The following is a 25,935-nucleotide window of genomic DNA, read 5'->3' as shown; positions in this document are numbered from 1 at the left end:
CCAGGGTGTCGCACTGATTGACTGACTGGGTAAGTGCGACACCCTGGCGGGGTCGCCGGGAAAGGGGATTTCTGCTCGGCGACCCCGCCAGGGGTCGAGGGGGTTAAGGCGGGTATCGGCACATCGGTCACCGCTTCGCGGATGACCGATGCCTATGGAGCGAGCACCCTTCGGGTGCCTCCCGGATGAGCCCCCCTTTGGTATATGATTACCCTAACGCTTAAATGCGTCACCCCTGGGGGACGGGTCGGGGATTGGTGGGGAAAAAGGTAACTTTGTGAGAATAGAGAATTGCGTTGCGTATGGAAATAGCTAATATAGGACCGGCAGGACTGAGGGAGAGGATCCTGAAGTCCTTCCGTCCCGCCCCCAACTCCTCCCCCCTCCTGACCGACCCGGCCGACGATGCCGCGGTGCTGGAGCCGGGCGAGGGCCGTCAGATGATCTCCGCCTCGGCCATGATGCTGGAGGGGGTCCACTTTGACCTGGTCTACTTCCCCCTCAGGTACCTCGGCTTCAAGGCTGTCACCAAGGGGGTCTCCCGCATCGTCGCCATGGGCGGCAGGGCAGAGGGCGTCGAGGTGTCGGTGGGGCTGTCAGCGAGGTTTCAAGTGGAGGATGTGGAGGCACTGATGAGCGGCGTCCGCGAGGCGTGCGAGACCTACGGCTGTGGGCTTATGGGCTGCCACTTCACCTCGTCACGTACCGGGCTGATGCTCTCGACCCACGTGGTGGGGAGCGTGGAGCGCGGGCGGTACCTGCGGAGCGACACAGCGCAGGCCAATGACCTGATCTGCGTCACGGGCGACCTGGGTGCCGCCTTCCTCGGACTGACGATGCTGGAGCGTGAGAAGCAGGTATTTGACCGGATGGGACAGGAGGACTATGCACCGGACTTTGGCGGTGGTGCCTACTTCCTCTCCCGCCAGATGCGCCCCGTGGCGCGTCACGACCTCAGCCCGTCACCCATTGGGACCGAGATACGTCCCTCAGCGATGACGGAGGTGACGGAGGGGCTGGCGGGCGATCTCCTTCGCCTATGCGACCTCTCGGGCGTCGGCTGCCGGATCTATGAGGAGCGGCTGCCGATCCTTGGGGAGACGCGACAGCAAGCGGAGACGCTGGGGCTGGACCCCACCGCGATCGCCTGCAATGGTGGCGAGGACTACGAGCTCCTCTTTACCCTCCCCCTCACGGACAAGGAGCTGATCGAGGGGCTGGCGGGAGTGACGATGATCGGCTTCGTCACCGATGCGAGCATGGGCTGTCGCCTCGTCAGCAGTGGCGGTAGCGAGACGCCCCTCCGCTCACAGAGTACCACGACGACGGAGGAGCCATGAGACAGTATCTCGATCTACTGCAAAAGGTGCTGGATGAGGGACACAGGAAAGAGGACCGCACCGGTACAGGCACGATCAGTCTCTTCGGAGCACAGCTGCGCTTCCCGCTCAGCGAGGGCTTCCCGCTACTGACGACGAAGAAACTCCACCTGAAGAGCATCATCTACGAGCTGCTCTGGTTTATCCGGGGCGAGACGAATGTGAAGTACCTGCAGGAGCATGGCGTCCGGATTTGGAACGAGTGGGCCGACGAGGCGGGCGACCTGGGGCCGGTCTACGGTGCTCAGTGGCGACACTGGCTCGATGCTGGGGGCGAGACGCACGACCAGCTGGCTGAGGTGATCGAGATGATCCGCAAGTCTCCCGACAGCCGGCGGATGATCGTTAACTCGTGGAACGTGGGGGAGATCGACCGGATGGCGCTGCCACCGTGCCACGTGCTCTACCAATTTTACGTCGCGGACGGGAAGCTCTCCCTCCAGCTCTACCAGCGGAGCGCTGACCTCTTCCTCGGGGTGCCCTTCAACATCGCCTCCTACGCCCTCCTGCTGATGATGGTGGCGGAAGTGACGGGGCTGGAGGCGGACACCTTTATCCATACCTTTGGCGACGCACACATCTACCTCAATCACCTCGACCAGGTCAGGGAGCAGCTCACGCGGGAGCCGAGAGCGTTGCCGACGATGCGGCTCCGACCGGGCGTGACGCGGATCGAGGACTTCACCTACGACGACTTTACGCTGGAGGACTACCATCCCTGGCCACACATATCAGGCAAAGTATCAGTATGAGTAAGACAAGCACCCTCTCCCTCATCGTCGCCATGGACAGCGACGGAGCGATCGGGCAGGCGGGCGACATGCCCTGGGGGCGGAGTATGAAGGGGGATCTCCGCCACTTCAAGGAGACCACCATGGGGCACCCGATCCTCATGGGGCGCACCACCTACGAGTCCTTCCCCCGCCGACCGCTGCCGGGACGGCTGAATATCGTCCTCACCCGCCGAAGTGACTACACCGTGGAGGAGGGGGCTGTGGTGGCGCACTCGGTGGAGGAGGCGCTCCGCCTCGCTGAGGGGGCGGACGAGATATTCGTCATCGGCGGTCGGCAGATCTACGAGCAGCTGATCGACCGGGCGGACCGGCTCTATGTGACGCTGGTGCACCACACGTTCCCCGGCGCAGACACCCACTTCCCCGACATCGACCCGGCGGAGTGGCAGCTGGTCCGGGAGGAGCCGCACCCTGCCGACCCGTCCAACGCCTTCCCCTACACCTTCACCACGCTGGAGCGACGGAAGTCGTAGGAAAATCGGACATTTGCACTAAAGAATTGAGAAAGGAAAGAATAGTATGAATATAGCAATCGTCGGCGCCAGTGGTGCCGTGGGACAGGAGCTGATCAAGCTGGTCGAGGAGCGGGACTTCCCTTGCGACCGGATCCGCCTCTTCGGCTCGGAGCGCAGTGCCGGGCGGTCCTACACCGTCAAGGGGCGGGAGGTGACCGTGGAGCTGCTCGAGGAGGGGGATGCCTTCCGCGACATCGATATCGCCTTCGTCAGCGCCGGAGCCGGCACGTCTAAGGCCTTTGCCTCCACCATCACCAAGCATGGCGCCCTGATGATCGACAACTCGAGCGCCTTCCGCATGGATGAGGATGTGCCGCTCGTGGTGCCGGAGGTGAATGCCTCTGCCGCCCTCTCGGCTCCCCGTCAGATCATCGCCAACCCCAATTGCACCACCATCCAGATGGTGGTGCCCCTGCAGGCGCTCGAGCGTAAGACACACATTCGCCGTGTCCACGTCGCCACCTACCAGTGCGCCAGCGGTGCCGGAGCGAGCGGTATGGCGGAGCTGGAGCAGCAGACACACGACTACGCCGAGGGGAAGCCGCTGGAGGTGAAGAAATTCTCCCACCAGCTGCTCTTTAACCTCATCCCTCATATCGATGTCTTCCAGGAGAATGGCTACACGAAGGAGGAGATGAAGATGTACAACGAGACCCGCAAGATCATGGGGACCGATATACGTGTCAGCGCCACCTGCGTCCGCGTGCCGGCACTCCGCGCCCACTCCGAGGCGGTCTGGTGTGAGCTGGAGCACCCGATGACGACCGGGGAGGCTCAGGAGGCCTTCCGCACAGGCGAGGGCTGCATACTGATGGACGACCCGGCACAGCAGGTCTACCCGATGCCGCTTGACCTCTCCGGGAGGGACGAGGTCTTCGTCGGCCGTGTCCGCCAGGATCTCACGGACCCCAATGGCCTATCCTTCTGGTGCGTGGCAGACCAGATCCGCAAGGGCGCGGCTCTCAACGCCATCCAGATCGGCGAGTATATCATCCGTAATAAGTAACATATGACACTACTGAAGAAACTCCTGCCGGCACTTGCGTCGGCGCTACTCCTCACCACCCTCACCGCGACAGCACAGACCACGGCTGAGATCCACTACGACTTCGGTCGACACATCTACAACGACCTCTCGGGAGAGAAGCCGATCCTCATCAAGCTCGGTCACCTCTCCTACGACAAGTGGGGACGCAACTATGGCTACATCCGGCTCAATCCCGCCTCCGAGCGGCTCTACGACCTGGATGCCCGCCTGCAGAGGGACATCAAGTTTGTTGACGCTCCCTTAGCCCTTCGCCTCGAGTACCACGGCGCCATGCGCTACATGGCCGACCGCACCCACGCCTTCTCCTCCGGTATCTCCTACCGCTTCCACAACGAGTATGTCGACCTCACCGTGGCGCCCAGCTACCGGTATGACTTTGGCTACGAGAAGCCGCACAACTTCCAGCTCTGGGGCGATGCCGCCTGGACCAGCTGGAATCGCGTGTGGACCATCCGCGGCTTCGCCGTCCTGAGGACCAACCTCGGTGCCGATGAGGCTCGCCGTCGGGTGATCTTCCGCGCTGAGCCGCAGGTGTGGTGCAATGTAAATCAATTTGTCGGCGTGCCGGACGAGCTCAATCTCTCCATCGGTACCGAGCTAAGGATGGAGTACAACACCCTCCTCCCGGAGGCCTTCCACGTCCGTCCCACCATTGCTGCCAAGTGGACCTTCTGATCCGATGAGGATAAAGGCATAAAAAAGGAGCGAGATGGTCATCAGACCGTCTCGCTCCTTTTTTTCTCCGCCCCGAAGAAAGGAAGGGGTGACGCATTTGAAGGGTACTGAAGACATCCAACTCATTATCAAGGGTGGGGAACGAAGCACCCCTTGCGGGTGCCCGCTCCATAGCCACAGGTCGAGGGGCGTAGCCCCGAAGACCCGTGGATCAGGCATCACAAGCAATCCCACGACCCCGCCAGGGGGTCGCACTGGTTGCCTGGCTCCCTGATAAGTGCGACACCCTGGCGGGGTCGTATATCTTTCCCGGCATCCTCTCCCGCGGTCTTCGGCACTTCGTGCCTCGACACGCGGGCTAAAAACCGGTGATCCCTCCGGGGCTTCGCCCCTGCGGGATCGGCAGGCGGGTGCATTAGCAGAGGAATCTCGCACCGCAGATCTCCTCTGCATAGCGGTAAAGATCAAATGCGTCACCCCTGCGAAGAAAGGCGAGAGAAATGGCTGCTGTGGGGAAATAGGGGTACCTTTACATCACAACGAGCTGTCCGGAGGAGCCTTAAGCATAAGTTCTTGCGGAGTGTGCTTGCCCATCCAACACTATCTTACGATGAAGAGACTTACCCTATCCCTGCTTGCGCTCCTCTGCCTGCCGCTGATCGGTCAGGCGCAGATCCTGCACCCCATTGCCGGCTATGAGTACGGCACCACGCCGGCTCCCGACGGCTCCGAGTGGGAGTCGCCCGAGCGGCTGGGGCTCAATCGCGAGCAGCCGGCGGCCTACTTCTTCTCCTACAAGAGCGTCGATGCCGCCCGCCGGTACCTCCCGGAGACACCGGGCACCTACTACGAGTCGCTCGATGGTATGTGGCGCTTCCACTGGGTCGGCAACCCCGGTGAGCGACCGAGAGACTTCTACCGACCCGGGTATGACGTCTCCCGCTGGGATGAGATCACGGTGCCCTCCTGCTGGAGTGTGGCGGGGATCCAGCCCGACGGCTCCCTGAAGTACGGCACGCCGATCTACTGCAATCAGCCCTACATCTTTAAGCACACGGTCACGCCCGGTGACTGGCGGGGCGGGGTGATGCGCACGCCCCCGACCGACTGGACCACCTATAAGGATCGCAACGAGGTGGGCTCGTATCGGCGGGACTTCACGGTCCCGGCAGACTGGGGTGGCCGACGTGTGGAGCTCCACTTCGATGGAGTCAATTCGTTCTTTTACCTCTGGATCAATGGCAAGTATGTCGGCTTCAGTAAGGACTCCCGCTCCACCGCCACCTTTGACATCACCGAGTACCTCCGCAAGGGGGTAAATACGGTGGCGGTCGAGGTGTACCGCTCGAGTGACGGCTCCTTCCTCGAGGCGCAGGATATGTGGCGCCTGCCGGGGATCTACCGGTCGGTCTACCTGACGAGCAGCCCCTCCGTCGCCGTGCGGGACATCGCCGTGACGCCCGATCTCGATGCGAGCTATCGGGACGGGACGCTCCATATCCGGACGGAGCTGCGAAACCGCTCCGCTCGCACGGCAAAGGGGTGGCGCATCCGCTACTCACTCTATCGTAACGAGCTCTACAGCCAGAAGAATAGCCATACCGGCATCGTCGTGACGACCGACCTCCCCGGCACACCACGGGGCGAGGCGTCCGTCACCGAGACGACCCTCTCCCTCCGCAATGCCGACCTCTGGTCGGCGGAGCGACCGCACCTCTACACGCTGGTGGGCGAGCTCCTCGACCCGCGCGGGAGAGTGGCTCAGACCCTCTCGGTGATCACGGGATTTAGGAAAATTGAGATCCGCGATACGCCCGCTGAGGAGGATGAATTTGGTCTCGCGGGGCGCTACTTTTACCTCAATGGAAAGCCGATCAAGCTCAAGGGGGTCAATCGCCAGGAGATCAACCCCGAGACCGGCAATACGATCACGCGAGAGCAGATGATCGACGAGATAATGCTGATGAAGCGGGGGAATATCAATCACGTCCGCCTCTCGCACTATCCCAATACTCCGATATTCTACTACCTCTGCAACCTCTTTGGGCTCTACCTCGAGGATGAGGCCAATTGCGAGAGCCACGCCTACTACTACGGCGAAGCATCGCTGTCGCACGTGCCGGAATTTACCAACGCGACGGTCCAGCGGACGATGAATATGGTGGCTGCGCATGTCAATGAGCCCTCGATCCTGATCTGGTCGCTCGGCAATGAGGCGGGGCCGGGGAAGTGCTTCGTCGCCGCTTACGATGCGATCAAGGCCTTTGACCAATCTCGCCCGGTGCAGTACGAGCGGAATAACGACATCGTCGACATAGGCTCCAATCAGTACCCCTCCATCGCCTGGATGCGAGAGGCGGTACAGGGGAAGTATAATTTGAAGTACCCCTTCCACGTCAGCGAGTATGCCCACAGTATGGGCAATGCGGTGGGCAACCTCGTCGACTACTGGGAGGCGATCGAGAGCACCAACTTCTTCATGGGCGGTGCAATATGGGACTGGGTGGATCAGGCACTCTGGACGACCGATCCTGAGACCGGCGACTGGTATCTCGCCTATGGAGGGGACTTTGGCGACAAGCCCAATAGCGGGATGTTTTGCATGAATGGGATCCTGCTGCCGACCCACGAGCCGAAGCCCGCCTACTACGAGGTGCGGAAGGTCTACCAGGACGTCGGGATCAGTAACGAGGCACTGGCAGAGGAGGGGACGGTGAGGATCTTCAATAAGCGGTACTTCACCACTCTCAATGACCTCTACTTAGAGGCGGCACTGCTGGAGGACGGACGGGAGATACGTACGGAGCAGGTCGAGATGCCCTCCATCGCTCCGCGTGAGGCTGCGGTGGTGACGCTCCCCTTTAGCCGTAAGGACACCTCTCGAGACCACGAGTACTTTGTCACCATTCGGCTGCGACAGAGATACGAGACACCCTGGGCCGAGGCGGGCTATGTGCAGATGGCGGAGCAGCTGGAGCTGAGCCCGGCGACCCCTTCGGCAAAGACCTTTGACGGAGAGGTCAGGCTGACTCTCGGCGACGATAATACGATCTCCGGTGAGGGCTTCTCGGTTCGCTTCGACGACCGCGAGGGTACGATTGACCGCCTCGTATATGGTGGTCGGGAGGTGATCTCCGCCGGCAATGGTCCACGACTGGATCCCTTCCGCGCCCCGACGGATAACGACAACTGGGCCTCCACGGCATGGTTTGCCAATGGCCTCCACAACCTCCGCCACCGGGTGCTCTCACGCACCGTGCATCCCAATGCCGACGGCTCCCTCTCGCTCCTCTACCGAGTGGAGAGCAGGGCTCCCTACGGTACCGACTTCAGCGGGGGGGTGAGCGGGCGCTTTGAGCTCAAGGATCATCCGGAGAAGCCCTTTGGTCCCGAGGACTGCACCTTCTCCTCCACCTACATCTGGACCGTCAGTCCGGATGGGACGATCACCCTCAGCGCCTCGGTGGAGAGCAATAAGCCCTCTCTGGCGCTCGCCCGGGTAGGCTTCTCGATGCGCCTGCCGCGTGAGCTCGACCGCTACACCTACTACGGTCGTGGTCCGTGGAATAACTACGCCGACCGGGAGACCGGCGCCTTCCTCGGGGAGTACTCGAGCAGCGTGGCGGAGCAATTTGTCCCCTTCCCCAAGCCCCAGAGCATGGGCAATCGGGAGGGCGTACGGTACGGTCGCCTGACGGATGCCTCGGGGCAGTCCGGGCTGGTGATCTATACCTATGGGGGGAGTATGAGCGTGCTGCCGTACAGTCAGATGCAGCTGGCGATGGCGCCTCACCCCTACCAGCTCCCGATGTCTGACGGCACCTACGTCCATATGGATCTCGCTGTCACCGGTCTGGGGGGGAACTCCTGCGGTCAGGGTGGTCCGCTGACAGAGGATCGGGTGATGGGCGGTCCCCACACGATGACGCTCCAGATCCGTCCCTTGGGCGTAACGGGTGTGGTCGCCACGCCGACCGCCCTGCCGGTGACGATGCGGCGGAGTGGTGCCGGTCTCGTGACGCTCTCCGGATCGTCGCCCATCCGCTACTCGATCGACGGCAAGCCGGCGGTGCGGTATGAGCGCCCCTTTGACCTCCGTGAGGGAGGCGTGGTCCGTGCGTGGCCGGAGGGGAGCGACTGGATCGCTACGGAGCATCGGTATGAGCGGATCACGACGATCCCCGTGACCATAAGCGGTGTCTCCTCCGAGGAGAGTGGTGAGGGCAGCGTCGCCCATCTGCTCGATGGCGATCCCTCCACGATCTGGCACAGTATGTACTCCGTCACCGTTGCCGCTTATCCTCACTGGGTGACGCTCGACTGTGGTGAGGAGCGATCGATCGCGGGCGTCACCTATCTGCCGAGGCAGGACGGCGGGACGAATGGAGACATACGTGACTATGCCCTCTCCGTCAGTAGCGATGGAGAGACATGGCAGGAGGTGGCACGTGGCACCATGGAGCGGTCGAGGTCGCGGCAGACCCTTCGCTTTGGTCACCCGATGAGGGCTCGCTATGTGCGCTTTACCGCTCTCTCGTCTCAGAGTGGAGCCGACTTCGCCTCCGGGGCAGAGCTGACGGTGCTGTCGGAGTAAGAGAAGCTTTTTAGCTACCTTTGTGCCCGGAATAATCATTGTTTTTATCAAGTAAATAGATATGAGAAAAATGATCTTCGGTGCCCTTGCGGCACTATCCGCCGTGGCACTGTCGTTGCCGGCGAACGCTCAGGAGGAGAAAGAGTGTGACCTGGATGTGGACTTTGCCGTCCATGTCGGATATCAGGGGAGCTTCCTCAAGGACTTCACCGCCTATCCCGGTGCTACTCGGTCGCTCCACTCGGGTGTCCGGGTCGGAGTGGACGCAGACTTTGAGGTCTATGAGTACAAGGGCTTCGAGTTTGGCGTCCGTCCGGGCGTCTTCTTCTCTCAAAAGGGTGAGGCATACACGAAGACTGCCGACAAGGCACTCTCGTATGATCTCAACTACCTCGACATCCCTGTGACCCTCCGTGTTAGTCGCGAGGTGGCAGACGATCTCGACGTGATCGCCAACTTTGGACCCTACATTGGCATCGGTCTCTATGGGAAAAATGGGACAGGCAGTAGCTCCAAGGAGAAGCACGACTCCTTCGGGAAGGATGGTGAGCTGCGTCGCATAGACAGCGGCCTAAACGCCAGCCTCGGGCTGAGGTATGATGACTTCCTCCTCACTGTGGGCGGACAGTATGGCTTCGTGAACCAGCTGAAGGATACGAAGACGCTCACCGGCTCACCGAAGAATGTCAACTTCTTCGTGATGGTCGGCTACGAATTCTGATCATATCCCCCCAATCCAAAGACGAGGGTTGCGCTTTCCGGGATCACCGGTGGCGCAACCCTCGCTCTTTTCTCTCCCTTAGTCGCATAGAGGGGGCGTGCATCAGGGGGACACTGCCTATAAGGGCCTGCCGACATGGAGCCTCTCCCGCTGGCGTGATTTAACTGTATAGATCGGGGACCGCATCGCTGATGGCGGTGCGGTCCCCGAGGTGAGGTGGTATCTATCGACAGATTACCTCAGGACTTGTGGTGATCCGAGGATTTCTTGTCGCTGCTGTAGCCATAGCCATAGCCATAGCCGTACCCATAGCCGTAGCCGTAGCCATAGCCGTAGCCCTTCTTAAGCGCCTTAGTGTCCGTCTTGACGTCATTGAGGACGATGGAGACGTTGGGCAGCTTGCCGGCATCGGACAGGTAATTGATGTACTCGAGGTCACGCTTGTCCGTCTTGCGGTAGCGGGTGACGTACATCGTCGCATCAGCGACACGGCTGAGGATGACGGTGTCGACCACCGGTCCGCAGGGCGCACTATCGATGATGATGTAGTCAAAGTGGTCCCTGAGCTGCTCGATTACCTCATCCAAGCGAGGGCGAGAGAGCATCTCTGAGGGATTGGGCGGGATCTTCCCGGCCGGCAATACCGACAGACCTGGGTAGTCCGGCATGTCCATCACGAAGTCCATCGGGTCGAGTGTGGGATCATTGAGGATCTCACTCATCCCGTGAGTATGATCGTGAGAGGAGTCGTGGCGGTCGTGGATGTGCTGCCCCTTGAAGGTACGCGACAGGCGTGGATTACGGAGGTCAAGCCCGATGATGAGTACCTTCTCATCAAGTGCCGATAGGGAGACAGCGAGATTGGAGGCGACAAAGGTCTTACCCTCTGCCGGGACCGTGGAGGTAGCGAGGAGGACAAGGGGTCGCTTGTTGCCGGTGACGAAATTGAGGTTGGTACGCAGGGTGCGGAAGACCTCCGTCATCACGTCGCTGTCTCGAGTCTTGACGACGATCTCACCGGTCTGATCTCCGAAGTGATCATCAGACATATGAGGCACGCTACCGAGGATAGAGAGGGGGGTATGCCGACGAATGTCATCCTCTGTGCGGATCTTGGTCCGGGTCAGCCGTCTCAGGTAGAGGTAGATCGTCGGTAGGAGCAGACCCAGTATCAGGGCAGCGAGGTAGACGATAGGCTTCTTGGGCTGCGAGGGGGTGGCATCAGCGAGAGCCGGATCGACTAACTTGGCGCTCTCCAGCGATGCGGCGAGAGAGATCGAGGTCTCCTCCCGCTTCGTCAGGAGCATCAGGTAGAGATTGGAGCGGATGCTCCGCTGCCTCTCAATGTCGGTCGTGATGCGCTCAAAGGTAGGGGCCTGTGAGATCTTGCCCTGCAGACTTCCCTTCATACCCCTGAGGCCCTCGTACTGGATCTGCAGTCCCTGACGGGTCACGTCGGCCACACTGACAAGGTCCTCACGGGTCGTCCCGAGATCCTTCTCGAGCGCTTTGAGTCGCGGGTGCTCGGGGCTGACAGAGGCGGCGAGAGAATTCCGCTCGAGGACCATCGTATTGTACTGACCGACGGCACTATTGAGCGAGGCATCCTCCACGCCGAGCGAGGCGGGGATCAGGTTGTACTCATTTTTTTTCATCGCTCTGACGTAGGAGATCAGGTGATCCACCACCTTAAGCTGTGTCTGGATCCGCGACACCTCCTCGGCAAGCTTGGCACTGCTCTGTACGATGACGCCGAGGTCCTCGTAGCTGGTGACGCCCTGAGACTTCTTGACCGACTCGAGATTGGACTCCACACTCCCCAGCTCCTGGCTGATGAGGGAGATTCGCTCATTGATAAAGTCGTACTGCCGCTGCGCTGCCGCGTTCTTGTCGATGGCACGCATACGATTGTAGACCTCTACCAGCTTGGTGAGGAAGTCCTCGCCCTTGAGGCGATTGTCGGAGAGGATGGAGAGGGAGGAGACATTACTATTTTTCTCCACACGCTCGACGGAGACCTGTCCGTTGGTCATCTGCTCTGCCATGGCGAGTGGAGAGTGTATGGTGATCGTGAGCTCGTCCGGCATCTCGCTCTCCAGAGCCAGGCTGTCGCCCTTCTGAAGAGAGAGGATACCATACTCGGTCACCTCGGTCGCCGGTAGCTGGGTGATGACCCGTGTCTCTCCGGTACCCTTATCTGTGAGGGTCATCCCGTCGGAGGAGGAGGTCAGCGTATACTCGAGAGGCTTCTTGACTTGATCGAGCTTGTCAAAGGACTCCATGGTGATCCTCACCGGGAGGTCTCTCCAGTACACTTGCGTCCGGAGCCCATGCCGGCTCGAGAAGTCGAGGAAGTAGTAGGACTCCTTGATCGTCTGTAGCAACATCTCGCGTGACTGGATCAGCTGCATCTCGTTGTCGACATTGAGATTTAGTCCACCGGTCGCGATGGAGACGAGGTCCAGCTCCCCCATGGCGGAGGCATATTTGCTTCCCTTCCCGTCCTGTGGGTCATTGAAGAGAATGGTCGTCGCCACTCTGTACTTCGGTCTGGAGGTGGTGATGAAGAGCCACCCCAGGATCAGGCAGAGGAGCAGCGAGAGGAGGTAAAGCGGCCAGTGGCTCAGGTAAGACGCAAGGAGCGTGGAGAGATCAAGCTCCTGCTCGTCGTGACCTGCTTCCTCGGGGAGGAGATTGTTGGAGGGTGCTCCTGTGGAGCTATCGTATGAGTTCATGCCTATTACTTCACGAGTAGACTGATCAGGATATTGGCCACGGAGAGGGTCAGCGATGCGATGCTGAAGATGATGCCTGTCGCAGCACCGATATTGGCACTCTGGGCGGCAGCATCATTGGGCTGCACGTAGACCACGTCACCCTGCTGCAGGTAGTAGTAGGGCGAGGAGAGGATATTCGGGTCCTGCAGATTGAGCGTCACTATCTCGCGGTGACCATCCGGATTTTCGCGCATCAGCTTCACCTCCGAGCGGACACCCTGGATGGACATATCTCCGGCATTGGCCAGCGCCTCAAAGATTGAGACCTTCGTATTCTCGGAAGTAAAGGTCCCGGGGCGTCTCACCTCTCCGATCACGGAGTACTTATAGTTTTGGATCTTGATATTGACCGAGGAGATGTCGGTGATGTACTTCTTGAGTATCTCCTTGAGGTGGCTCTCTGCCTCACGCATGGTGTATCCCCCCACGTGGGTCAGACCTACGACCGGCAGCTCCACATTTCCCTCATTATCCACGAGGAAAGTCCTCGCCTGCTGAGCATAAGTGCTGTACTGCTGGTTGGGAGTCCAGTAGATGCCGTTGAAGGCAGCCACAGCCTCAGGATTGGAGGACTCCACCGTGACGGTGAGCAAGTCCTTGGCGCGGATGCGTGCATCTTGCAGACCATTGGATGCCACGGTCATCACCTGCTCCGGGGTCTGTACGTAGGCTACATCCTTACGAGTGGCGCAGGAGGAAAAGAGGAGCCCGATCATCAGAATGGAAAGGGCAAGTGAACCCACCTTCCGAAGCTCCAGTCGATAACAATGTGTTTGCATGTCTTTGACTCTTGAAATACTTCTGCGCAAATGTACCTATTTATTGCTAATCCATTACCATAAGGAATCGAGGAGAGAGGAGAAAGGGTGAGATAAATTATTAACTTTGCATACCATCTGAGTACACTATATAGGTATGCAGGAAAAGCGGGGCGACTTGCCCCAGAGCGATACCCCTGTCGACCCCTCCGAGGAGCGGGAGACCGGGACGGATCAGGAGCGCTTAAGGAAAAAGAAGCGTCCCCTGTGGCTCCGTCTACTCTCTTGGCTGGGGGGTATCCTCGGGGTGCTGCTCCTGATCTTGGTGATCTTCACCGGTCTCCTGATGATCCCCTCCGTCCAGACCCGCATCGCCAATCGGCTCTTAGCGACGATGGAGCAGTCTACGGGGCTACGTATGTCGGTCGAGCGGCTGAGTGTCGGCTTCCCGGGAAAGCTCTACTTAGAGGGACTCCAGGCTCTCTCCACCGAGGGAGATACGGTGCTGTACGCTAAGCGCTTGACAGCTCAGACCGATGCCATCGCCTACCTCCGCCACCGGGACCTGCCGCTGAGCGGGGTCGCCTTAGAGAGCGCGCAGCTCGACTACCACGCGCCTGGGGACAGTATGGTCCTGACGGGGCGTATCAGCCGTTTCGCTGTGGACCGAGCCTCCTTTGACTCCTCCTTCAGCCAGATGAGCTTCGGCACCGTGGAGCTGTCCGACACCCGGATGGACGTGCTGATCCTGCCTAAGGAGAAAAAAGAGAAAAAGAAGGAGCCCAAGTCCCCTCCCCCCACGATCCGCTGGGACAAGCTCCTGCTGAGTAATGTCTCTGCCACCTTCACCGACTCGCCCGACAGCCTGATCATCGACACCCACATCTACGATGCTCTCGCCAAGGAGGGCGTGGTCGATCTCCCCGACTCGCTCTACACCATCGAGGAGATCAGTATCGAGGCCGACCTGGCTAAGGTGGGTCCCCCGCTGGAGATCCTCCCCCTGCCTTGGTCCGCCGCCCTTCAGGGTCGGTCGGTCCGCTACGGAGGGACCTCCGACCTCGCAGCACAGCTTACGGACGCGAGCTTTGCCACCGGGGATGGCTGGCGGGTGACGCGCCTCTCCGGACTGGTGACCAAGGACAAGGACCGCCTGAGGGTGGGGGACCTGATCGTCGAGCTGCCTCAGAGTAAGCTGGGTGGTGAGCTGGATCTCCCCTTCGAGGGCTGGCGCCCGGATAGCATCGGCTCGCTCTCAGCGCGTCTTGCCGGTCGGCTCTGCCTGCCGGAGCTGTCGCGCTTCCTCCCTATGGCGGGTGAGCTGCCCGACCGACCGCTGAGGACGGTGGTGACCGCCTCGGGCGACTGGCAGAGAGGCGTGGACGCCGAGATCCGCGTGGAGGAGCCCTCACTCCTCCGGCTGCACGCCTCAGCGAGAGCCACCTCGCTGCTGGGGGGCGGCCCGCTGAGCGTCACCGGTCACTATGAGCTACGGTCCGGCAAGGACCTCTCCCGGCAGGTGGCGCACCTGATGAAGGCGACTCCCCGCTGGCGCATCCCCGATGGTATGGACCTGGTCGGTAGCGGGAGCTATGGACCTAAGGGTGGAGAGGTGGATCTCCGTGTCACTCTCCCCGAGGGATACCTCACTGCAGCGGGGCACTACCGCCCGAGGGGCAAGAGTTACATGGCCGATGTGGAGGCGAAGCACTTCGACGTAGGGGCGTTCCTCCCCTCTGACTCGATCGGTTACTTAGATGGCACGATCCACGCCAAGGGACATGGGACGGATATCTACTCCGCCCGCACCTCAGCTGACATCTTCCTCGATCTCGATAGTGTGGAGTACAAGGGTGCCACCTACCGGGACCTGATGCTACTCACCAAGCTCGAGGAGAATAGACTCTTTGCCGCACTCAATAGCGACAATGAAGCCCTCAGGGCGACGGCTCAGCTGGACCTCTTGCTCAAGAAACACGACATCAACGGCTCGGTCAATCTACTGGTGGACAGTATCGTCCCCGATCGTCTCGGGCTGCCGAAGTCGATCGTGAGAGGGGGAAAGGTGCATCTCAATAGCTACCTCAGGTCTGACCTCGATCAATTCTACGACTTCGAGGGGCACACGAGAGACTTTGTCCTCCAGCTCGACAACGGCCTGCTGCGACCTCAGGAGACCGTCATCAAGGCTCTCTCCACCGACAGTCTCCTCCGGGCGCACGTGGAGAGTGGAGACCTTAGCCTCGCCTTTGCCTCCAAGAATGGGCTAAAGGACTTCCAGAAGCGGCTCAAGGACCTCTCCCAGGTCGTCTCGACGGCTCTGCAAGACACGACAGCGAGACCCGACATGAGCCGCTGGATCGAGCACTACCCCGACGCGGAGCTGGAGCTGAATATGGGGCGAAATAACCCGCTCCGCTACTACCTTGACTCGAAGCGCATCGGCGCTCGCGAGATCCACCTCGGGCTACGGGTCGACCCGGCTGAGGGGCTGCGGGGTGAGGGGATGATGCAGTACTTCCAGACCGACACCTTTCGGGTCGATAATATCGACCTGATCTTGAGGCAAGACTCCGCCTTTGTCTACGGTATGCTGACGGCTCACAAGGAGCGCTTCCGCAATCAGCTGCCCTTCAATGCCGTGCTCTCCTTCTCATCCAATGTCCGCCGCTCCGAGGTGGCGCTCGACTGGCAGGACCACGAGGACCGGCACTTCCTCACACTGGGTGCAGAGCTGTACAATAAGCCCTCGGGTGAGTTGGTCTTTGGCTTTACGCCGACGCCGATCGTGCTGGCATACAATACCTTTGTCCCTAAGACGGAGAATTACCTCGTCATCCCGCCACATAAGGGGAAGATCCGTGCCGACATCGACCTGAGGAGCGAGGATGGAGCAGTGATAAGCCTGAAGGATATCCCCACCAAGGGCAGTCAGGTGCTCGAGGGAGTGATCCACGACCTCAAGCTCTCCGCACTGGAGGGCATCCCGGTGATCCCGCACTTAGAGGGTGTGCTCTCTGCCGATGTGCGCCATATCACGCCCGACGGGCAGCAGCCAAGCATCACCGCGCAGGCGTCGCTCCGGGACTTTATCTTTGAGGACAAGAGGGTGGGCGACCTAGCACTCCGTGGATCTGCCGAGCCGGATAAGGCCGGGCAGATGGTCAGGGCGGAGGCTGACCTCGGCGAGCAGGAGCAGGTGGCGAAGCTACTTGCCTACCTCCCCAAGGGGAGCAAAGATCAGAGGTTTGACCTCCGGATCGATCACTTGCCGCTCGATATGCTCAATCCCTTCCTCCCCGAGCAGTATGCTCAGGCTCACGGCGAGATCTCGGCACAGGTCGCCAACTACCTCACTGCCGGAGACATCCGCACTGCCCGCACGCTCCCCTACAGAGGAGAAGTGGCCTTCCATAAGGGAGAGGTCTACGTCCCGGCGCTCAATGAGACCTACCGAGTGGAGGATCAGAAGCTCCCGATCATCGACGGAGAGATGCTCTTCCGCCGCTTCGCCCTCGGAGCCAATGGGGGTCAGTTGCTCGTGAATGGAAAGGTGGGGCTGACCGACGCTTTTCCCCTCAACCTGAATATCCTCGGCTCCAACCTGCGGCTCCTCGACTCCGAGGAGACCTCCTCCACCCTCCTCTACGGACGGATAAACGCCAATACCCGCCTCCACATCTCCGGACATCCGAGCGACCTCACCGCCAGAGGGAGCCTCAGCATCCTGGGGAATACCAACTTCACCTACCGCACGCCTAAGTCTCAGCTCTCCGGCAGATCGGGGTACAAGGATCTGGTCACCTTCACCGACTTCTCCGACACGCTCTTTGTCGCTGAGACGAGTCGGCTCGACTCGATCTCCAGGACCGGCATGACCGTGGCGCTCGACCTGCATATCGACCCGGCGGCACGCTTCACCGCCATCCTCTCGCCCGAGGAGCAGACCAAGGTCTCCGTCGTGGGCGGTGGTGACCTCAATCTCGATATGTCTCCCTACGGACCGATGACACTCACCGGGACCTACAATATCAGCGACGGTGAGGTGGTGATGGAGATCCCACCCGTGAGCCGGACCTTCACCATCGATGACAATAGTCGCCTCACCTGGTCAGGCGACCTCACTAAGCCGGCCATAGACTTCCGCGCCACGGCCAAGGTCTCCTCGCGCGTCTCCTTAGAGGGGGAGGCGTCCCGTCCGGTGGACTTCAATGTCTCGATCATCGCGGAGAATACCCTCAGCGACCTCGGTCTCCGCTTTGAGACTACGGCACCCAAGGACTTCGCTCTACGCAATCGCCTCGCCACGATGAGCGAGGAGGAGCAGACCCGGCAGTCGATCATCCTCCTGACGACCGGCTACTTCTTCGGTAGCGAGATCGGGAGTGGCGGCAACGGGAATAATAATGCGATCGTGAATAATGCCCTCGCCGGTCTCTTTACCTCGCAGGTCAATTCGTTCCTCGGGGAGTCGCTCCACGCGGACATCAACTTCGGCATCACCAACGACCAGACCGCAGCTGGAGACCGCACGGACTATACCTACTCGGTAGCTAAGCGCTTCTTCAACGACCGCATCCGCGTCGTCGTCGGCGGGCGCGTGATGACCGGTGCTGCTGCCGCCGGGATGGAGCAGTCCTTCATCGACAACGTCAGCATGGAGTACCGCCTCGACCGCGCCGGCACGCACTACCTCCGCCTCTTCCACAATAAGAATTACGAGAACTTCCTCGAGGGAGAGGTGATCGAGACCGGTGTTGGCTACGTCCTCCGCCGCCGACTCGACTCCCTGAGGGACCTCTTCCGCTTCGGTCACTCCACCGACAGCATACCCACCTACGACGACATCCCCTCACCGGAGAGCCTGATCATCGAGGAGGAGTCCCCGCTCCGCAAGCAGGCACCTGCACTCTCTGACAGCTTAGTCATAGAGAAACCCTTACCGATAATTAAGAAGAAAGAAGAGGAGCCATGAGAAACTACCCCCCTCGTCCCTCGATCTTGCTCACCGCCGCCGTCGTCCTCCTCATCGCCGTCGGCTGCTCCGTCTCGCGGTACATCCCCGAGGGGGAGACCTTCTACGCCGGGCTGGGCAAGGTGTCGATAGAGAGTGAGCCCAATATTGAGGAGATGCATCTCGCCAGGGCCGACGTCAATAGAGTGCTCGCCTATAAGCCCAATGGCTCCCTCTTCGGCTCCTCGAGAGCGAGGTTGCCCTTTAATTACCCCTTCTGGATCCACCAAAACCTCGCCGATGCCACCGACCCGCTGGGGCGATGGATCTACAAAAACTTTGGCAGCGAGCCGATCCTCATCTCCACCGTCAATCCTCCCCTCCGCGCCCAGGTGGGGAAGCAGGTGCTGGAGGAGTACGGCTTCTTTGGCTCCACCGTGGTGCCGCGCATCGTCTACGACAAGGACTCCGTCACCGCCAAGGTGGCCTACGACATCACCATGAGCGAGCCGATACGGCTCGATAGCATCGACTACCGACTCAGCATCACCACGCCCGACTCCCTCGACCTCGAGGACCCGAGTCAGCGTAGGCTCCACGCGGGAGACGTACTCAGCGTCTGGCGCCTTGAGAGCGAGCGAAAGCGCATCGCCTCTGCCCTCAGGGACCGCGGCTACTACTACTTCCAGCCCACGGACATCCACTACGAGGCCGACACCCTTGCCGTGCCGGGGAAGGCTCAGCTGCGAGTCGACCTCTCCCGAGAGACCTCCGCTGACGCGCTCCGCACCTGGAGCATCGGTGACATCACCTACGACCTCTACGACCGGCACCGCTCCGCCCTCACCGACTCCACCCGCTACGATGGCATCCTCTTCCGCTACCATCAGCGTCCCCCGGTGCGGCTCCGCTTCCTCGCCTCGAGGGTGCGGCTGGAGGAGGGGCAGGTCTACAACGAGCGCTACCAGACCTCGACCGTCTCCTCCCTCTCCGAGCTCGAGACCTTTGCCTACACCAATGTCGCCTACTCCCCGAGACACACGACCGACAGCCTCTCCCTCCTCGACGTCTCCTTAGTCTCCATGGAGGATAAGCCCTATGCCGCCGAGCTGGAGGCCACCTACCGACTGAAGTCCAATAATCAGACCGGTCCCGGACTGGCACTCTCCGTGAATAAGAGAAATGTATTCCGAGGCGGCGAGACCCTCTCCGTGCGGCTGCAGGGCAATTACGAGTGGCAGACCGGGTACCGCAAGAGCGACGAGGGCTCAGCGGCGTGGGACATCAATAGCTACCTCTTCCTCCTCTCCACTGACCTTAAGTTTCCCCGTCTCCTGATCCCCGGGCTCTACTACCGACCCTTTACCTATCCCGCCTACAGCAAGCTGGGGCTCACGGCGGCGCTCCTGAGCCGAAGTGGTTTCTATCGCCAGATGCAGTTTGCCTTTGACACCGAGTACCGATTTGAGCCCTTCAAGGGGGTGCGCCACACTGTCCGTCCGCTCAGCATCTCCTACAATCACCTCGTCCGCCGTACTGCTGCCTTTGACGAGGCCTTAGAGGCCAATCCTGGGCTGGGGCTCTCCTTCCGAAATCAGTTTATCCCTCAGGCCTCCTACCTCTTCGGCTTCGAGACACGCGACCCGCTCTCGCGCCACACCTTCTCCCTCGAGGCATACGTCTCGGAGGCGGGCAACCTCCTCTCCCTCTGCTACCCCAAGGGCACCCCTCGCCCTTACCGCCTGGCGGGGTCGAGCTTTGCACAGTTTGTCAAGGGCACCCTCGAGCTGCGGTATGCCTATCAGGCGAGCTCGATGATCTCGCTCGCCAGTCGCCTCTACAGCGGAGCGATCTACAGCTATGGCAATCAGACCGTGGCGCCCTATACCGAGCAATTCTACTCCGGCGGAGCCAATAGTCTGCGAGGCTTCAACGTCCGCACCCTCGGTCCCGGCGCCTATAGTCCCCAAAACCCCTCTCCCCTCTCTTTCCTCGACCGGACGGGTGACCTCCGCCTCGAGGCCAATCTCGAGCTGAGGGCCAAGGTGGTCGGAGACCTTGAGGTGGCCACCTTTGTCGATGCAGGCAATGTGTGGCTCCTCAGGCAGGATCCCTCGAGGCCTGATGCCACCCTCACCTCGCGCTACTTCCTCCGCGATGTCGCCCTCTCCACCGGGCTCGGTGTGAGGTACGACCTCTCGATGCTCGTGGTACGGCTTGACCTCGGTGTCGCCCTCCATCGTCCCGACCGATCGGGCGGACCTTACTTCAATACCTTTGGGGATAAGAAAAACCTCCCGCTCGCCCTCCACCTTGCCGTTGGGTACCCCTTCTGATCCCCACTCACAGCACGCACTACACTCATGATACGAAAGACCCTCTACACCCTCCTCCTCCTTCTCCTCGGCTCCCTCGCCTATGCCCAGACCGACTCCGTCACCGTCATCGGCTCCCGGCACGGCTATATGAGCGGACAGACGAGGCGGACCCTCGCTACCATCGTCCTCCCCAAGAGCGGCCGCATCGACATCACCTACCGCCTCGACCCCCGCACCACCCGCCTCATAGAGCGGTGCGAGGTGCTCGCCAGCGACAGCCTCGTGGTGCGTGATCTCGACGACTACAAGGGCCGGGTCGCCTACGATGCCATCCCGCTGAGTGGGAAGGAGCGCGCCCGCCTCACCACCGACAAGAGAGTACTCTACCTCACCGCCGACGTGGCTGAGGATCCCCTCTACTCCCCCGATAAGCTCCGCGGAGAGGTCCTCTCCGTCTCTATCAATGGCCGGAGCTACCCCATCAAGCAGGTGGGCGACAAGACCTCCCGTCAGCGCTGGCGCACCTACACGCCCCTCTTCGTCCCGGGGGACACTGGTTCGCGCAACTTCCGCATCCCCGCCCTCATCAAGACCTCCAAGGGGACGCTCCTCGCCTTTGCGGACAGGAGGAAGTACAATCAGAACGACATCCCCGAGGACATCGACCTGATCCTCCGCCGGAGCGAGGACAATGGCAAGTCGTGGTCCGACCCCGAGATCATCCTCAGGGGGCAGGGTAGGGGAGCCGGCTACGGGGATATCTGCGTCGTCGAGACCCGCCACGGGGAGAAGGTGATCATCACCTTCGTCGGTGGGCAGGGGCTCTGGGGCTCCACGGCGGATAAGCCGATGCCCCAGTACGTCATGGAGAGTACCGATGATGGTCGCACCTGGAGCGAGCCGAGGACGATGCAGCCCCAGCTCTACGGGACCGGCTGTCCCGACCCCGATCGCCGGAAGTACGCAGCCTCCTTCATCGCCGCCGGTCACGGCGCCACAGCCTGCTACGGACGGATCATGTACGTCGCGGCCATGTGGGACCCTGAGCGACGCGCCTTTGACAACCGCCTTGTCTTCAGCGACGACATGGGCGAGACCTGGCAGGTCTCGGAGCCTGCCTACGACCGTGGTGATGAGTCCAAGGTGATCACGATGCCCGACCGATCGCTCCTGATGAGCATCCGAAATCCCCGCCGCGGTGATCGGATATTCTCCGTCAGCAATGACGGTGGCATCACCTGGGAGCAGACAGATCGCTATGCCGGCCTCCACGACGTCGCCTGCAATGGTGCCCCCTTCCTCACCTCTCCCGCCGATGGCATGCGCCTTATGCATACCCTTCCTGCCGGTCCCGGACGCCAAAACGGACGGCTCTACAGCTGGAGTGAGGAGAAGGGCTGGGACGATGGTGTCCTCCTCACGCCCGGCTGGTGTGCCTATACCGAGGCGCTGATGATCGACGACCACACCATCGGCTACATAGCTGAGGAGGACGAGGAGATGTCACTCGTCTTCTACTCCATCGGCCTACAGGATCTGCCCCTTATAGAGGAGAAATAATCCCCCTCAATTTTTTGGTTTCGGGCTATCTGGCTGAGAAATAAGAGGTTACCATTTGGGGCGATGCGGATAGGTAACGATTTAGAAATGAGCGGAGTGCTTTGAAGTACTCAATAAAGAAACACCAGAGAAGAAGCAACTCATCTCTGGCATTAAAGGTTTGACGAATCGAGTGAGAAGCATGGCTCAAACTCATCGTCCTCTTTTTGAAGGTGATATCTATCTCACAGGACGGGAGGTTTGCGAGAGACTGTTCCTTTCCCCTCGTACCCTGCAAGACTATCGGGATAAGGGCATTATCCCTTACACCCAAATCGCAGGGAAAATCCTCTATCGGCTCTCAGACATAAACAGAATACTGAGTGAGAACTATGTCAACAGAAACCTTCATCGGTAATGATATGTAGGTCTTCCTTTGTTTTTATCCATTGTTTTGGTCAGAGTATCGCAAAAAACTCTATCTTTGCCATTGAGTATCTGTGTATGCTCTTGCCTCTTGATAAAAGAGGCAGGATTTTTCTTATATGCTTGAGAGCAGAGAAACTTAAAGCAACAAAGGACAAAGGAAGCGAAGCACATAGTTTCACGTTTATTAAACAGGCAATGAAGCAAAAGTAACCAATTAAATAATTGGGCATTCTATTATAATATGAATCGATATATTCTCTTTTTCTTCTCGCTGTTGCTGAGCCTTTCGGTATCGGCTCAAAAGGTGATTCTAAGCGATGAACTCTTACCCCTATCGGGCGAAAACAATACGACAGTTTATTTCGAAAAGGACAGCCGAAAACCCTTGCAGGGAGAGTGGCGTATCAAGCGGGGGCTTGACGAAGAGACTATTTCCTTTTCTAACGGACTGATGGATGGCAAGTACCACCGCTATCGGGATGGTGTACTGAGAGAAACGGGAGCGTATGACCAGGGGAAAAGAAATGGGGTGTTCACGGAGTACTACCAAGACGGCAAAACTGTCAGCAAGATTACCCCTATGAAGAAGGGCAAAATCGATGGCTGTGTAAAAACCTATTTCAAAGACGGTCGTTTGGATTTGGAGAAAGAATACCAGGAAAGTGTGGAAAACGGCTTTGAGAAGCGGTATGACAGCCAAAACGGTGCTCAAATACTTGAGACCCGTTGGGTGAATGGGAAGAAAGACGGGGTCGAGTGGAAACTCACGAAACAGGGAGATGGCGTTGAAAGCAAAGTCACACGAACTTATCGCATGGGCGTGCTACATGGGGCGTACAAAGAAGAAGTTTTGCGCAACGGAAATCCGATTTTGGTTGTAGAGGGACAGTATGCCGATGGAGAACGTTCGGGGGTATGGAAAGAGTACGACGCCACTATGAAGACGACAAGAGTACTAAGAAATAATCATTGAGACAAGCGAATTTGTATGACTGCATCAATAATTGCCGGGAGTGTCCTTGTCGCAATAGTTGTGCTTATACTGATTTGGGGTATAATCACCTCTAATAATCTCATTGCCAAGAAAAACAGGGTGGAACAATGCCGGAGTGGCATTTGTGTGGCACTCAAGCAGAGAAATGACCTTATACCCAATTTGGTGGCATCTCTTAAAGCGTATATGGGACACGAAAATGAAATCCTTACCCGCATAGCCGAACTAAGGTCTCGAGCAGACGGAGCCCCCGAAGCAGAACAAATCAAGGACGGGACAGAAATCTCCGCTCTTCTCAAACAAGTTAAGGCCGTTGTTGAGAGTAATCCGGATCTCAAAGCCAATGAGCAGTTTGTCTATCTCCAATATCAGATAACGGATATGGAGAACGAATTGCAGGCTATACGCCGAACTTATAACGCAACCGTAACGGATTACAACAATGCCATAGAAATGTTCCCGTCTTCATACATCGCTTCAAGAAAACATCTTGGGAAAGAAGCATTGATACAAATTCCTGAAAGTGAGTTGGGCGACATTCATATCAAGGAGATTTTCGGATAATTGATGAAAGAAGACCACTTGATTGACTTCAAGATTGTCGCTCAGCAAATGAGAGGGCAACTAACCCACATAGCTATGTGGCGTAAGATTGTTAGGCTTCTCATTTATTCCGTTTACCCTTTGGCTCTGCTTTGGCTTGCATTCACTATATTCGGAAGGCATATCGTCGATGCGGGCAATTATGAAACCTCACAAATAACGGCAACGTATGTCGTCATATTCTTTGTCGCCTTTGTGGTCCTCAATACGCTGTTCTCTTTATGCCTAAATGCACTGAAGCAGAAAGAGGAAAAAGTAATGGGGCAAATTATCAACCAGCTATTTCCGGATGCAAATTATTCTCCGACAAAAGAAGTAAAGGTGTCCGATATTCGGGCAAGCAGACTATTCGGAACCCCAAATAGGTCGGAGGGTACTCTGCAAGTGGCAAGTTACGGTGCATTGAGTTTCCCAACTCAGCATCAAGCATTGACAATAGCCGATATAGGAGTAACCGCAACAAATGAACAGAATACTAAACTATGGAGATCCTTTAGGCTCCTCTGTCGGGCGATTTTCAGTCCGATGTGGGGCGCACAAGTAGAGAGCACGATGTTCAGCTTTAGGGGAATGTTTGGTTACTGCCGTCTTCCAAGAACTTGCAGGGGATTTGTTATGCTGCTTCCCGACCATTTGGAGGATAAGTTGGGCTACTTCGCTCTGACGATACAAAAACTGAGGGAGAGACATAAAGCAAAGTTTGTTTATTTGGAAGACCCCGAGTTTGAACGTCTCTTTACCGTATATGCCGATGACGAGATAGAAGCCCGTATGATTTTGACCCCGGCAATGATGAAGGAACTTACCGCTCTTCGTTGTTCCTTTACTCATGACTTGATGCTCTCCTTTAGCGGAGATACATTTTATTATGCCTCCAATATGCCAAAAGGATTTCTTCGCCTTAGCGGGAAAACATCTTTAAACGAAGACCTATTGCTTGAAATCTACCAAGAGATCGGGTTCTGTCTTTCTGTAGAAGAAATGATGGGGAAGCATGTGGATAAGTAGGAAATATGATATAATAGACTTATGTTTAACTTTAGAATAATACTTGTATGATCTGGAAAATCATCGTGGCAATAGTCGCTGTCTTGATTATTGCTTTTATCGTGCTTGAAATCGTGTCTCGGCTCTTTGCTAAGAAAAACCTGAAAGCCTTTTTGGCTTCACATCCTCAAACACCGCTCACCGAGGAAAAGAAAAGGTTACTGGTATTTGGAGCCATCTTGTCTTGTTATCGCAGTGAGGACATCCTTAGTATTATCACCGATAATAATATGAATGTATACAAGACCGGGCTTCAAGAACAATGGGGCATTAATGGTCGGGAAGATGCTCTAGAGACGCTAAACGCTCTGCTTAATTTAGAGCGGAGTACGGAATTGGACGAAGTCCTTGCTCAAAGAGGTTCTTCCGAGGAACTTATTGAGCTGCAGACTTTGATAGCAGACGGTCTAAAAACGGATTTGGCTCAAGTCCGGACCACAACCTCCACGTATGCTTGGGACGTATGCCGACTGGTGAGCTTGGCAAAATGGTGTTATTGGTTGCAATACATCAGTGAAGCGGAAATGTGGAAGTACCTCAATGAAGGAGCGGTGAAAGCATCGTCATTAGGCAAAGACTGGAACGACTATACGGTCTCTTTCTTAATGGGCCGAGCCATTCAAGGATTTGATACAGAGGATATCATAGACGATTGTAAGGCTCTATATCATAGAGAGTCTGACACGGATGTGTATTCCAAATACAGCTTTAAGTAACTTTTCAAAGCTGACCGAGACCTCTGTGCAAAGGTCTCCCAATGATGGTATAGTCAATGGTCCTTTACAAAAAG

General features: G+C 58.4%; 17 protein-coding genes. 15 read left to right on the top strand and 2 right to left on the bottom strand.

The window, feature by feature from the left end; genetic code table 11:
• Positions 1-302: 302 nt before the first annotated feature.
• The 7 genes from thiL (at position 303) to QZR17_RS07075 (ending at position 9,726) form a co-directional block, all read left to right on the top strand.
• Complete coding sequence (gene thiL, locus QZR17_RS07105) at positions 303-1,340, top strand: thiamine-phosphate kinase (protein WP_297129437.1); 1,038 nt, start codon at positions 303-305, stop codon at positions 1,338-1,340.
• Positions 1,337-2,131: a thymidylate synthase gene (locus QZR17_RS07100; RefSeq protein WP_297129435.1), complete on the top strand. Its 795-nt coding sequence runs from the start codon at positions 1,337-1,339 to the stop codon at positions 2,129-2,131. Before thiL ends, QZR17_RS07100 begins: the two co-directional genes overlap by 4 nt.
• Complete coding sequence (locus tag QZR17_RS07095; protein ID WP_297129433.1) at positions 2,128-2,646, top strand: dihydrofolate reductase; 519 nt, start codon at positions 2,128-2,130, stop codon at positions 2,644-2,646. Before QZR17_RS07100 ends, QZR17_RS07095 begins: the two co-directional genes overlap by 4 nt.
• A 46-nt stretch (positions 2,647-2,692) precedes the next feature.
• Complete coding sequence (locus tag QZR17_RS07090) at positions 2,693-3,694, top strand: aspartate-semialdehyde dehydrogenase (RefSeq protein WP_297129431.1); 1,002 nt, start codon at positions 2,693-2,695, stop codon at positions 3,692-3,694.
• A 3-nt stretch (positions 3,695-3,697) separates the two neighbouring features.
• Entirely contained in the window at positions 3,698-4,411 is a 714-nt protein-coding gene (locus QZR17_RS07085; RefSeq protein WP_297129429.1) for a DUF5020 family protein, read from the top strand.
• Between the two features lie 610 nt (positions 4,412-5,021).
• Positions 5,022-9,005, top strand: a complete 3,984-nt coding sequence (locus QZR17_RS07080; protein ID WP_297129427.1) for a glycoside hydrolase family 2 TIM barrel-domain containing protein — start codon at positions 5,022-5,024, stop codon at positions 9,003-9,005.
• Positions 9,006-9,066: 61 nt separating this feature from the next.
• On the top strand, positions 9,067-9,726 hold the full coding sequence (locus QZR17_RS07075) for an outer membrane beta-barrel protein (protein ID WP_297129426.1): 660 nt from the start codon (positions 9,067-9,069) through the stop codon (positions 9,724-9,726).
• 239 nt (positions 9,727-9,965) lie between these two features.
• On the opposite strand, the gene QZR17_RS07070 is transcribed toward QZR17_RS07075, so the two are convergent.
• Positions 9,966-12,461, bottom strand: a complete 2,496-nt coding sequence (locus QZR17_RS07070) for a tyrosine-protein kinase family protein (RefSeq protein ID WP_297129424.1) — start codon at positions 12,459-12,461, stop codon at positions 9,966-9,968.
• 5 nt (positions 12,462-12,466) lie between these two features.
• Complete coding sequence (locus QZR17_RS07065; RefSeq protein WP_297129422.1) at positions 12,467-13,282, bottom strand: polysaccharide biosynthesis/export family protein; 816 nt, start codon at positions 13,280-13,282, stop codon at positions 12,467-12,469.
• Between the two features lie 136 nt (positions 13,283-13,418).
• Between QZR17_RS07065 and QZR17_RS07060 the strand changes: the two genes are divergently transcribed.
• From QZR17_RS07060 to QZR17_RS07025, 8 genes are all read left to right on the top strand, one after another.
• Complete coding sequence (locus QZR17_RS07060; protein WP_297129420.1) at positions 13,419-18,236, top strand: translocation/assembly module TamB domain-containing protein; 4,818 nt, start codon at positions 13,419-13,421, stop codon at positions 18,234-18,236.
• On the top strand, positions 18,233-20,551 hold the full coding sequence (locus tag QZR17_RS07055) for a BamA/TamA family outer membrane protein (protein WP_297129419.1): 2,319 nt from the start codon (positions 18,233-18,235) through the stop codon (positions 20,549-20,551). The genes QZR17_RS07060 and QZR17_RS07055 overlap by 4 nt, the downstream gene beginning before the upstream one ends.
• Before the next feature lie 27 nt (positions 20,552-20,578).
• Entirely contained in the window at positions 20,579-22,093 is a 1,515-nt protein-coding gene (locus QZR17_RS07050) for a sialidase family protein (RefSeq protein WP_297129416.1), read from the top strand.
• Between the two features lie 142 nt (positions 22,094-22,235).
• Positions 22,236-22,490: a helix-turn-helix domain-containing protein gene (locus tag QZR17_RS07045; RefSeq protein WP_297129439.1), complete on the top strand. Its 255-nt coding sequence runs from the start codon at positions 22,236-22,238 to the stop codon at positions 22,488-22,490.
• 252 nt (positions 22,491-22,742) lie between these two features.
• Positions 22,743-23,474, top strand: a complete 732-nt coding sequence (locus QZR17_RS07040) for a hypothetical protein (RefSeq protein ID WP_007365827.1) — start codon at positions 22,743-22,745, stop codon at positions 23,472-23,474.
• 15 nt (positions 23,475-23,489) lie between these two features.
• Positions 23,490-24,059, top strand: coding sequence for a LemA family protein (locus QZR17_RS07035; RefSeq protein ID WP_296158595.1), 570 nt, complete (start codon positions 23,490-23,492; stop codon positions 24,057-24,059).
• 3 nt (positions 24,060-24,062) lie between these two features.
• Positions 24,063-25,106, top strand: a complete 1,044-nt coding sequence (locus tag QZR17_RS07030) for a DUF3137 domain-containing protein (RefSeq protein WP_297129413.1) — start codon at positions 24,063-24,065, stop codon at positions 25,104-25,106.
• Positions 25,107-25,153: 47 nt separating this feature from the next.
• Positions 25,154-25,861, top strand: coding sequence for a DUF1266 domain-containing protein (locus QZR17_RS07025; RefSeq protein WP_297129411.1), 708 nt, complete (start codon positions 25,154-25,156; stop codon positions 25,859-25,861).
• Positions 25,862-25,935 lie beyond the last annotated feature (74 nt).

The sequence above is a fragment of the uncultured Porphyromonas sp. genome, from assembly GCF_900541275.1.
In the GTDB taxonomy this organism is placed as follows: Bacteria; Bacteroidota; Bacteroidia; order Bacteroidales; family Porphyromonadaceae; genus Porphyromonas_A.
The sequence above is the reverse complement of the archived record's forward strand: the minus strand, read 5'-3'. Positions and strand labels throughout refer to the sequence as shown.